The sequence below is a fragment of the Propioniciclava sinopodophylli genome (genome assembly GCF_004324755.1).
GTDB classification, from domain to species: Bacteria; Actinomycetota; Actinomycetes; order Propionibacteriales; family Propionibacteriaceae; genus Propioniciclava; species Propioniciclava sinopodophylli.
The window spans coordinates 25,525-35,438 of the sequence record NZ_SDMQ01000020.1; the positions used below are offsets into that span (position 1 = coordinate 25,525).

At 73.0% G+C, this 9,914-nt stretch carries 12 protein-coding genes; 1 reads left to right on the forward strand and 11 read right to left on the reverse strand.

Translation table 11 applies throughout. The features are described 5' to 3' along the window. From ET989_RS13995 to ET989_RS14040, 11 genes are read right to left on the reverse strand one after another with little or no spacing between them, the layout of a single operon-like run. Complete coding sequence (locus ET989_RS13995; RefSeq protein WP_131170044.1) at window positions 1-723, reverse strand: phage baseplate assembly protein V; 723 nt, start codon at window positions 721-723, stop codon at window positions 1-3. Then, window positions 720-1,796 (reverse strand): phage late control D family protein, encoded by a 1,077-nt coding sequence (locus tag ET989_RS14000; RefSeq protein ID WP_131170046.1) that lies wholly within the window; start codon window positions 1,794-1,796, stop codon window positions 720-722. Before ET989_RS14000 ends, ET989_RS13995 begins: the two co-directional genes overlap by 4 nt. A 3-nt stretch (window positions 1,797-1,799) precedes the next feature. Next, the gene (locus tag ET989_RS15075) at window positions 1,800-1,967 is read right to left on the reverse strand and encodes a hypothetical protein (RefSeq protein WP_165490197.1); all 168 of its coding nucleotides are present in this window, start codon (window positions 1,965-1,967) and stop codon (window positions 1,800-1,802) included. Window positions 1,968-1,969: 2 nt separating this feature from the next. After that, window positions 1,970-2,797, reverse strand: a complete 828-nt coding sequence (locus ET989_RS14005) for a CIS tube protein (RefSeq protein WP_131170048.1) — start codon at window positions 2,795-2,797, stop codon at window positions 1,970-1,972. After that, entirely contained in the window at window positions 2,797-3,408 is a 612-nt protein-coding gene (locus ET989_RS14010) for a phage tail protein (protein ID WP_131170050.1), read from the reverse strand. The genes ET989_RS14005 and ET989_RS14010 overlap by 1 nt, the downstream gene beginning before the upstream one ends. Beyond that, window positions 3,405-5,546, reverse strand: coding sequence for a phage tail sheath protein (locus ET989_RS14015; RefSeq protein ID WP_131170052.1), 2,142 nt, complete (start codon window positions 5,544-5,546; stop codon window positions 3,405-3,407). The genes ET989_RS14010 and ET989_RS14015 overlap by 4 nt, the downstream gene beginning before the upstream one ends. Window positions 5,547-5,550: 4 nt before the next feature. Next, entirely contained in the window at window positions 5,551-6,006 is a 456-nt protein-coding gene (locus ET989_RS14020; protein ID WP_131170054.1) for a phage tail protein, read from the reverse strand. 28 nt (window positions 6,007-6,034) lie between these two features. Next, entirely contained in the window at window positions 6,035-7,942 is a 1,908-nt protein-coding gene (locus ET989_RS14025) for a phage tail sheath subtilisin-like domain-containing protein (protein WP_131170056.1), read from the reverse strand. Between the two features lie 29 nt (window positions 7,943-7,971). Then, window positions 7,972-8,760, reverse strand: coding sequence for a hypothetical protein (locus ET989_RS14030; protein ID WP_131170058.1), 789 nt, complete (start codon window positions 8,758-8,760; stop codon window positions 7,972-7,974). Continuing rightward, complete coding sequence (locus ET989_RS14035; RefSeq protein ID WP_131170060.1) at window positions 8,757-9,326, reverse strand: Pvc16 family protein; 570 nt, start codon at window positions 9,324-9,326, stop codon at window positions 8,757-8,759. The genes ET989_RS14030 and ET989_RS14035 overlap by 4 nt, the downstream gene beginning before the upstream one ends. Next, window positions 9,327-9,629 carry a hypothetical protein gene (locus ET989_RS14040; protein WP_131170063.1) on the reverse strand — a complete coding sequence of 101 codons (303 nt, stop codon included), beginning with the start codon at window positions 9,627-9,629 and terminating at the stop codon, window positions 9,327-9,329. 198 nt (window positions 9,630-9,827) lie between these two features. Here ET989_RS14040 and ET989_RS15695 point away from each other — a divergent pair. Further along, window positions 9,828-9,914: toxin-antitoxin system HicB family antitoxin (locus tag ET989_RS15695; RefSeq protein WP_131170065.1), on the forward strand; the 87-nt coding region annotated here is incomplete at its 3' end.

Below are 9,914 nucleotides of genomic sequence, written 5' to 3' on the forward strand. Positions count from 1 at the left end.
TCACCACACGTTCCCGGCGCCGGGGGTGTAGCTGCTGCCGATGACGGTGGAGGCGATGATCGCGTTGCACTGGATGGCCCCCGAGTAGGTCCACATGCCCGAGTTCACGGTGGCGGAGCCGCAGTCGACGGTGATCGTGGGCGCGGAGATCGACAGCTTGCTGGCCGCCGTGAGCGTGACCCCGCCCGGGGCCAGTTCGAGGGAGTTGCCGCTGCTGTCGGACGCCGTGACCGTGTTGCCGGCGTCGGAGAGCTCGACCTGCTGCCCGCCCGGTGTCCGCAGGGTGAGCGTGACCGCGCCCCGGGTGTCGTCGAGCGTGATCTTGATGCCGCTGCGCGAGGTGAGCGAGCGGATGTTGTTGTCCGAGCCCACGCTTTCCGGGGCGGAGTCCCGGCCGTTCCACAGCGATCCGACCACGTACGCGTCGCGTGGGTTGCCGGCACCGAAGCTGACCAGCACCTCGTCGCCCACCTCGGGGACGAACCAGCTGCCCCGTCCATCGCCCGCGTTCATCGTGGCGAGCCGCGCCCAGGGGGAGAACTCGGCCGCGTCCGGGTCGGGCGCCCACGGCAACCGGACGCGCACGCGCCCCTGGCCGTGGGGGTCGGAGTTGTCGGTCACGAGGGCGGGGTAGACGCCGTAGTAGTGCCGCCCCGGGTCGCTGACGAGCGCCTGCAGGCTGAGGTCGGTCGCATTCGGGTCCAGGACGGTGTGGCCGCTCATCGCGCACCCCCGATGCCGGGGCGCTCGACGTCCAGGTGGGTGCGCAGCCCCGTGTGGAGGTCGTAGGTGTGCCGTACGCGGGTCACCGTGTAGCGCCCCTCGAACATCGTCCCCAGGCCGCCGAGCTCGACCGGCCCCCCGACCCGGGCTGCGGGTGTGCCGCCCGTGACGGCGGTCCCGGTCACGAACCGGCGGGCGCGCTCGAGGTACGCGGCCCTGGCCAGTGCGCGGGCCTCGTCGGCCGCGAGCGGGACCCCGCGCACCAGCGGCTCCGTGCGCCGCCCACGTGCCTCCTCCAGCACGGCGGTGCCGGACGTGAGCGAGCCGAGTTCGGCGCCGAGCTCCCCCGCACCGATCGCCTCGTCGATGGCGTCCTTGTCGGCCACCGACCAGCCGGTCGCGCGCACCTCGCTGACCTGGTCGGCGAGGTCGGCGCGAACGGCGAACGACAGCAGGTTGGCGCCGTACGCGAGCCGGGGGACGTCCGCGCCCACGCCGCGCCCCGGTCGCCGCGCGACGTGCAGGTCCCGGCCGTCGAGCCACACCTCGGCGTCCTCCTGCCGGGCCAGGCCGCGCAACAGGGCGAGGTCGGACTGGTTGAGCTGGGCCACCACCGCGCGCTGGACGGGGGGTACGTCGACCCTGGCCCGTAGCCCGTGCGCCCCGGCGATCCGGTCGGCGACGGCGCCCAGCGAGCTGTCCTCGAAGGTGCGCGTGCGGCGGGTCAGGCGCAGGTCGTAGAGGGCGTCCTCGGCGTGCACCGTCGCCTGTGCCACGTCGTCGGCCCGGTAGTCGGCGGCGATCGCGCTGATGGTGCCGCTGAAGACGGTGGTGCGGTCAGGCCCGAGCGCGACCGAGAGCTCTGCGCCGAAGTCGAGCAGGTCGCGGTCGGCGTACAGGTACCCGGGCCGCCCGTTCCGCTGGCCCCAGTTGCGCACCGTGAGCACGCAGCGGCTCAGCCCCACGATGTCGCACTCCACGTCGAGGGCGAGCAGGTTGTCGGCCAGCTCGGGCTGGTCCTGCCCGGCGACGGTCAGCCCCGGGGTGGCGACGTAGGCGGCAAGGATGCTCATGGCTCAGTCGGCTCGCAGTCGGTGGGACAGGCGCGCCCGCTCGTCGAGCCAGACGTCGAGCCGGGAGGCCAGGTCCGTCTCCGGCCCCGTGGCGGCGCGCGGTGCCGCGGGGGTGGACGCGGGCGCCGGCGGTGGTTGGACGACCTCCACCTCGTTGATCTGGATGGGCATGGTCACGCTCCTTCGATGTCGATGGCGGCGCGCGGGTTGATCACGGTGCCGGCGGTCAGCAGCCGGGGGTTGTCGATGCCGTTCGCGGTGGCCACGGCCTTCCAGTCGCCGCCGCCGGCGCGCGCGGTGAGGGACGCGACGGTCTCCCCGGAGCGGCTCTGGGCGAGCGGCGTCGTCCCCACCCCTGCGCCGGCCAAGGCGCCCAGGCCCAGGGACGCCGATGCTCCGGCGCTGATGCCGATGCCGGCCGACATCGACACGCCGGCGCTCACCCCAAACCCGGCGCTGATCGAGGCGCCGGCCCCGATCGAGGCGCCGGCCCCGATCGAGGCGCCGGCCCCGAACGGGGTGTTCGGGCGGCTGGAGGGAGACGGGGCGTTGTCACGGTTCGGCGGACCGACGGAGGCGAAGCCGAGGTTCACCACCGCCCGCAGGGGCACGCCCTCGGGGGAGAAGAAGTTGAGGGTCTGGCTCATCGAGCTGACCGTGCCGAAGAACAGGAAGGTGCCCCAGCTGAACCGGACCACGCGCCGCTTCAGTTCCTCAGGCAGGGTGAGCCGCACCAGCAGGTCGGTCTTCTCCTGCACGGAGGTGCCCGCCGTCGACGTGTCGAACGTCAACTCGACGGTGAGCGTGGAGCTCTGGCCCGTCTGCTGGGCCGCGGTCTTGTTGGCCAGCCGGTCTTCGGCGGGCGCGCTCCCGTCGGCGCTGCCGGTCGGGGTGTAGCTCAGGGAGAGGGAACTGGGGTCGAAGTCGACCGCCAGGTCCACGCCGCCGGCCACGGCCTGCCCGCTGTCCCTGTCCCACTCGGTGATCGTCGCGTGGCCCATCAGAACCCCCCGATCGAGGCGGACGCGCCGGCCGAGAACGATGCGCCGGCCGAGAACGACGCGCCGGCGGAGAGCGAGCCGCCCCCGGAGACGGACAGCCCGGCGCTCAGGCTCACCGAGGCGCCGATCGCCGCGACCGCCCCCAGTCCGCCGGGCGGGACAGCGCGCAGGCTGCGGTACACCAGGGCCAACTCCTCGATCGCCACCGCCTGGTCGCCCCGTGCCTGCAGGCCGGGGGCCTTGATGCGCACCGGCAGGCAGCCGTCGACGGCGAACGCGATCGCGGGGTCGCCGGCGGCGGTCAGCACGGTCACCTGCCCGTGCGCGGTCACCACCGCCCCGGGGCGCGTCCCCTGGGTGAACCATGTCCACAGCTGCAGGTCCGAGGTCATGCCCCGCCGCAGCACGAGCTGCGCTCCGGTCACGCGCCCGATGAGGTGCACCTGGGCGTCGTTCACGCCGCCCACCTCGACGGTGGCGGGCTGCATGGTCAGCTCGAGGCCGTCGCACTCGGCGAACGCACCGTCGCACAGGGGGCTGGTCACGCTGGGCAGCGGGTCGTCGAGGTCGAGCAACACCTCGAACCGGAACACCCCCATCAGCCCCGTCATGACCCGGCCCCCAGTTCCAGCAGGCCGTCGCCGGTGCGCAGCAGGGTGATCGTGATGAACTCCACCGGCGACGAGGGCGCCACGTGCAGGTTGACCACGACCTGGGCGTCCGCGGCGGGGTCGGGGGAGGGGCCGGCCACCTCGACGCGCGCCGCATGGAAGGCGCCCGCCGCGGTGAGCTGGGCGAGCAGCGACTCGAACCGGCGCGCGACCATCGCGACGAAGCGGTCGTCGGCCACCTCGAAGACGTACCGGCGTCCGGCACGGAGCACCAGCTTCCGGAGCCAGCTGACGGTGCGCCGGACGGACAGTTGGAGCCAGGGGGCGTCGGCCAGGGTGTGGGCGCTGAGTGCGGCGAAGCCGTTCGGGCCCTGCCGGATCACGTTGAGATGGGCGTCGAAGAGGCGCCGGACGTCGGCGTCGGCCAGCGGCGTCCCGGCGAATGCCACGGGGCCTCGCAGCGGGACCGCGGCGGGGGCGACCCACACGCCGCGCCGCAATTCGCGGGCTGCGACCATGCCGGCCACCGGCCCGTCCGGGGGGATCGAGGCGTCCGCCGACAGCAGCAGCCACGGGTGCCAGAGCGTGGCGTAGGCCAGGGGCACCACGGACGCGTCGGGACCCAGGGCCGGCTCCTGGGCCAGCCGCACCTGCCAGGCCAGCGCATCCGGGGCGTCGAAGTGGGCGGGCAGGCTGAGCAAAGCGACCCGGTCGGCGAGGGCGGCACACAGCGTGACCAGGGCGACCTGGACGCCTTGTGCGGGGGCCGGATCGTACGCCCGGGGGTCGACGAGTTCCAGGTGCGGCTCCTGTGGGGGAGAGGACGGCGCCGGCGGGGACGTCTCGACGACGGGGGGCGCCTCCACGGGTGGGGACGACACCTGCGAGAGGCAGCAGCGGAAGTCCGACCAGTCCGGGGGCTCGGGCGGGGGCTCGGGGACGATCACCTCCACCGGCGGCACCGCCGGCTCCCACTGCCGGTGACCGAGGTCGGGGCACGCCACCAGCCCGACCTCGTCGACGGCCGCCAGGGCGTGGATGCCCCGCAGGGCGACCGGGTGGGGGCTCAGTGAGGTCAGGGCGTCGATGTGGGCGACCAGGGACGCCACCGTGTCGGACGCCACGTGTGGGTCGAGGAAGCAGGTCACCGGGTCGAAGGTGGCCAGGTCGTCGTCCCCCCGGTCGATGGGGGGCGCGCCACCCGTGTCGGTGGCGTCCGGGACGACGAGTCCCCCGGCGGCGACGAGCGACGTGGTGTCCCGGGAAGCCCGCAGCACGAGCGAGCGGCCCGGCACCGGGGCGCCGGCGTCCGGGGGCTGGAGCGCGTCCGGCCACGAGCCCAGGCCGAGGTCCGTGCGTCGTTCCAGCAGACGGGCCTCACCGTCGACGACCTGGTCGACGCGCAGGTCGAACCGCACCAGGCGCACCGACAGCAGCGGGGTCACCGAGGGGAGCCCCGCGACGGCGCCCGGTTCCACCCTCGGCCCGGCGAGTTCGCGGAGGACGTCCAGCTGCACCCCGGCGTCCGTGGTCCGGCGTGCGCCGGTCCGAACGTACAGGTGGGGCAGTCCCTCGCCGAGGTCGAGCTCGAGCAGGTCGCCGTCGGCGACGCTCCCTGCGGCCCCGATCGGGAGCACGAGTTGGCCGGAGGCGTCCCCGTCGATCCGCTGGTAGGCGGGTCCGTGGGGCAAGGCCCTGCGCGTCACGCTGGTGGCCAGCTGGATCCCCGCCGACCAGGCCCCGGCCCAGGCGGCGTCCACGACCACTTCGTGCGCGACGCCGGCGAGGTCCACGACGCGCAGGCCAGGCACCGGCCAGCGTGCGGCCCGTGCCTGCGGTCCCGCCACGCGCACGACCCAGCACCGGCGCCCGCCGTTTTCGAAGAAGGCGCGCACGGCGGCGGCGAGCTGGGCGAGCACGGGGCGTCCGCCGTCGAAGGCCAGCACCAGGTCGCCGCCGAACACCGTGCGGTAGCCGTTCGGGTCGTCGAGGGCGACAGGGGTGTGGAGCGGGCCGCGCTCGGCGAACCCGACGAAGGCGGCGACGTCCAGCCGGACGGGGGCCTCGCGCTCGGGCAGGGTGACGTCGACGACGACTCCGGGGAGCCGGCCGTCGAAGGTGAGCCCGGACGCGGTCATGGTGCTACTCGACGATGAGGTCTTCGATGGACAGGACCAGCTCCTCGATCGCCACGTCGGTGCCGGTCTTGGCGTTCAGGCTCGGTGCCGTGTAGCGGATCGGGCGGGCGTTGACCAGCGTCCAGGTCATCACGGTCGCCGTGTGGGCCTCGTCCTGCAGCTGGATCTGCACGGTCCGCAGGCCGTCCTGGGAGCCCGTGCGGATCTGGTGCACCCACTCGTACAGGTCGAGGGAGCCCACCACGCCCCGCTTCAGGGTGACGTCCCCCACCTTGTAGAGGCCGTTGATCTTGACCGGGCGGTTGGCCTTCGAGTTGCCGGCCCGGTACTCCATCGTGGTGGTCTCGATATTGATGCCGGTGACCTCGGCGAAGCCGCCGCGCACGGTGTTGGCGTCCCCGGTCTGGAAGTCGACCAGGTAGTTGAAGTTGCCGTAGGGGTTCTCGCGTTCCTTGGCCATCGTCGTCTCCTTGTCGTGTGGTCGCCGGTCAGGACTGCGCCGAGGCGGTGAACTGGCTGATCCGGAAGATGACGAACTCGGCGGGCTTGGCGGCCGCGATGCCGATGCGGCAGATCAGGCGGCCGTTGTCGAGGTCGTCAGGGGTCATGGTCGACTCGTCGCAGTGCACGAAGTACCCCTGTTCGGGCGCGCGTCCCAGCAGGGCACCGTTCCTCCACTCCGTGTACAGGAAGCCCTCGACGGTGTGCCGGACGGCGTCCCACAGGGCCGGGCCGTTGATCTCGAAGACCACCCACTGGGTGCCCTGGTCGATCGAGCGTTCCACGTAGTTGAAGTAGCGGCGGATCGAGAGGTACTTCCACTCCGGGTCGTCGGAGATGGTCCGGGCGCCCCAGACCAGGAAGCCGGAGCCCGGGAAGTACCGCAGGCAGTTGACGCCCTCGGGGTTGAGCAGGTCCTGTTGGGCCTTGTTGACCCTCAGTTCCAGATCGAGGGCGGACCGCACCACCTCGTTGGCCGGCGCCTTGATGACGCCGCGGGTGTTGTCGGAGCGGGCCCACACCCCGGCCAGGTAGCCGGACGGCGGCACGAGCACCCGCCCGCCGCTGATCGGGTGGGACACGACGAGCCACGGGAAGTACAGGGCTGCGTGCGTGGAGCTGCGCAGGTTGCGGTAGTCGAGCACCGTGGACGGCAGGCTGTCGGGCGGTGCGTCCAGGGCCGCGACCCGGTAGAGCAGTCGTTCACAGTGGGTGACCACTGCGCCGGCGATCGCCTGGGCGATCGGGGTTCCGGCCGCGGGGTCGGTGGACCAGCCGGTGGAGGAGCCGGGCGCCGCCACGATGGAGATGTCCTCGATCGACTCCAGGGCCAGCAGGCCGTTGGACGGCAGGGCGGTGGGATCGTCTTGGTAGTCGGTGTAGGTCGGCGAGCCGCCGTACTCGGTGACGTCGGGGGCGTTACCGTCGGAGCCGTCGTGGAGCGCGATGACCCGCTGGCGGTCCGCCAGCGGGGTCGCCGGGTTGGACGCCGTGGCCAGGGCGTCGCCGCCGAACAGCACCCGGGCGAGCAGGCCCGCGGCTGCGTCGGCAGGAGTGCTCGGGTCCACCAGCTCGTCGGCACCCTCGATGGCCAGTGGCACGGTCAGCGTCTGCCGCCGGGTGAGCGGCGTCCTGGTCAGCACGGTGGTGAGTCCGGTGCCGATCGGGCGCGGGTCGAACCCGAACTCGCCCACGGTCACGGTGGGACCGAACGACGGGAGCCCGCGGGCGTCGGACGTCGGTCGCTGCACCTCGACGAGCACGCTGATGGGGTACACCGCGTCCACGTCACCGAGCGCCGCCTCGGTCGTCCCGGACAGCACCCAGTCGCCGGCGGCGTCGCGACGGACCACGAAGACGTCGCCCGTCGGCGTCGACCCACCGCTGACCACCCACACGGTGTCGAACTCGCGGACGCGGGTCAGGGTGCGGACCCCGCCGGCCGTCACCAGGCAGTCGCCGCCCGACCGCAGCGTGAGGATCACCCGCATGTTGCCGGCCGCGCCCGGGAACCGCGCCCGCATCGTGACGGTGGGGGCCGCCGCGTCGCCGGGGGTCGGCACGACGACCGTCCCGTGCGCGTCCTCCGGCGCCGCCGGGTCCGGGTGTGCGAAGGTCCGCGCCACGTAGAGGCTGGCTCCCCCCTCGTCGAAGAATCCCTTGACGCCCAGGGCCATGTGGTTGGTGAACTGACCACCGCCGTCGAACACCAGGTCGGCCGCGTCGCCGTAGATGGTGACGAAGTCGGCGTACGACGTGAGCAGTTCGGGCCGGCCGCTGGTCGGCCCGAAGCGGGTGGGGCCGACGAACGCCGCCACGCTGGTGCTGACGCCCTGGATCGTTCGGGGGCCCGGGATCTCCTCGACGTAGACGCCGGGTGCGAGGTACTGCGGCATGACTGGTCTCCGCTCGCTGGATGGTCGGTTCAGGCCGGGGTGGCCGTCAGGGATAGAGCCAGGACCTCGCCGAAGGTGAGCGTCCTGGTCAGGGTGGGGCCGCCGCCGGGGTCGAAGGTGGCTTGGGCTTGACCGATCACCGACGCGGTGTCGGGGACATCGGGGTGCTGCGGATCGGTGAAGGTGAGGGTGTCCGGCGCGCTCGAGATCCCGATCTCGACCGTCCAGGTCATCGTGGACAGCCCGGGCCCGGACGGCGGTGACCCGAACAGCGGCGGCAGCGCCTCGGGGTAGGGGGCGTTCAGGAGGAACACCCCGGCCGCGTCGCACCGGGCGGTGTGGGCCCGGCCGGCGAGCTCGATGGTGAGCACGGCCCATGGCAGCGGCCGGGGGCCGCCGGCGCGGAGCACCTGACCGCGCACGACCGCCCAGCCGCCCCGGAGGAGTGAGGTGGGCGCCGCGTGGAGGGTCACCGTGTGCGGCGCGGCCTGCGGCGCGGTGACGTCCGTGAGCACCGGCAGGTAGCGGCGCCGCGGGTCGGTCACCAGGACGCGGTAGGGCCGCGAGGTGGCCGCGGGCCAGTCCAGCGGCCCTTCCCCCGGCGCGCGGACGCGCTGCTCGAGCGGGTGGTCGGGCAGCGTTCCGAAACCGAGGAGCTGCGACGTCGGCGAACGCCGGGCGGTACGCCGGGCGCGAGGGTCGGTGCGCGGCCACGCCTCGGCGACCAGACCGGAGACGACGGTGCCGCTCACCGCGTCCCGGCAGTCGAGGCTGAGGACGCCGCGGTAGCCGAGCCGCTCCAGGGGGACGGTGCTCACGAGGGCCTCCTGACGTCGAACTCCCGCACCCGCACCGGCGGGCCGACGGGGACGTCGGTCGCCGATTCGATCCGCACCACCTTGGCCTGGTACGGGACCGACAGCTGGAGGCTGCCCGGGAGCGCCTGCCACAGCTGGAAGACCTCGTCGTTGGAGAGTTGTCCGGCGAGGACCTCGACCGTCTCGTCCTCCCGGAAGACACCCGGCATGGCGGCGTTCAGGAAGCCCGACGACAGGACGGGCTGGTCGGCGAAGGTGCGCATCGCAAACCCGAGCAGGGCGTGCTCGCTGGCCGCGCTCGGCGCCCACGCGGTGAGCAGGAGGTACACGACGACCGGCAGCGGCCGGCGCTGGTCGGGGCCCGCTGCGGGCAGCGTGCGCTGCGTCGCGTCGATCGCGACCTGGTAGACGAAGACGGAGATTCCCGTCGCCATCGGGCTGGAGAAGCCGGCCCCGTTGTAGACGGCGAACTGGGGCTGGAGCCCGCCGGGGGTGTGCACCCACGACTGCTCCAGAAGCCGGCGCACCGCCTCGGCCACGGCACCGATCGCCTGGAAAGTGGCCACTCACGTCCCCTCTCCCGTCCCCCCGCCCTCGCCGGGCTCGGGGGGCTGATTGCGCAGCAGTCTGATCGGCGCTCGTTGCCCGGGCGTCACCGCGGCGTCACCGATCGTGCTCAGCCACATCCTCACCGCGTCGACAACGGCAGCGTCCGTAGGAGCGTTGTGCCGCACGAGCGCGGAGGAGTTGAACACATCGCCACGAGGGTCGGTGTGGCTCACCATCCTGCGCCGACCGAACCGCTCCGACCACACAGTGACGACGAGCACGTTGACAGGGCTGGCAAGTTCATCCCGGGCGCTGACCATGGGAACAAGGGTGGTCACGGAGCCCTACGGCGATATGACGGGCGGATGACCGCCAGTGTCACCGGCCCATCACCCCGGCCACCTCCCCACCAGGAAAGCACGCCCGCGGCAAGTCGGTCCTGCGCTCGGGAACCGACGACAGGCTACCCCCGCGCACAGCGGCATGAGCGAGTGATACCAGAGTGGTAGCATGGCGTAATGGCCATAACGCTGCGCCTGGAACCCGAGGACGAGAAGGCGCTCGCGCTGCTCGCCGAAGCCGAGGGAGTGAGTAAGCAGGAAGCG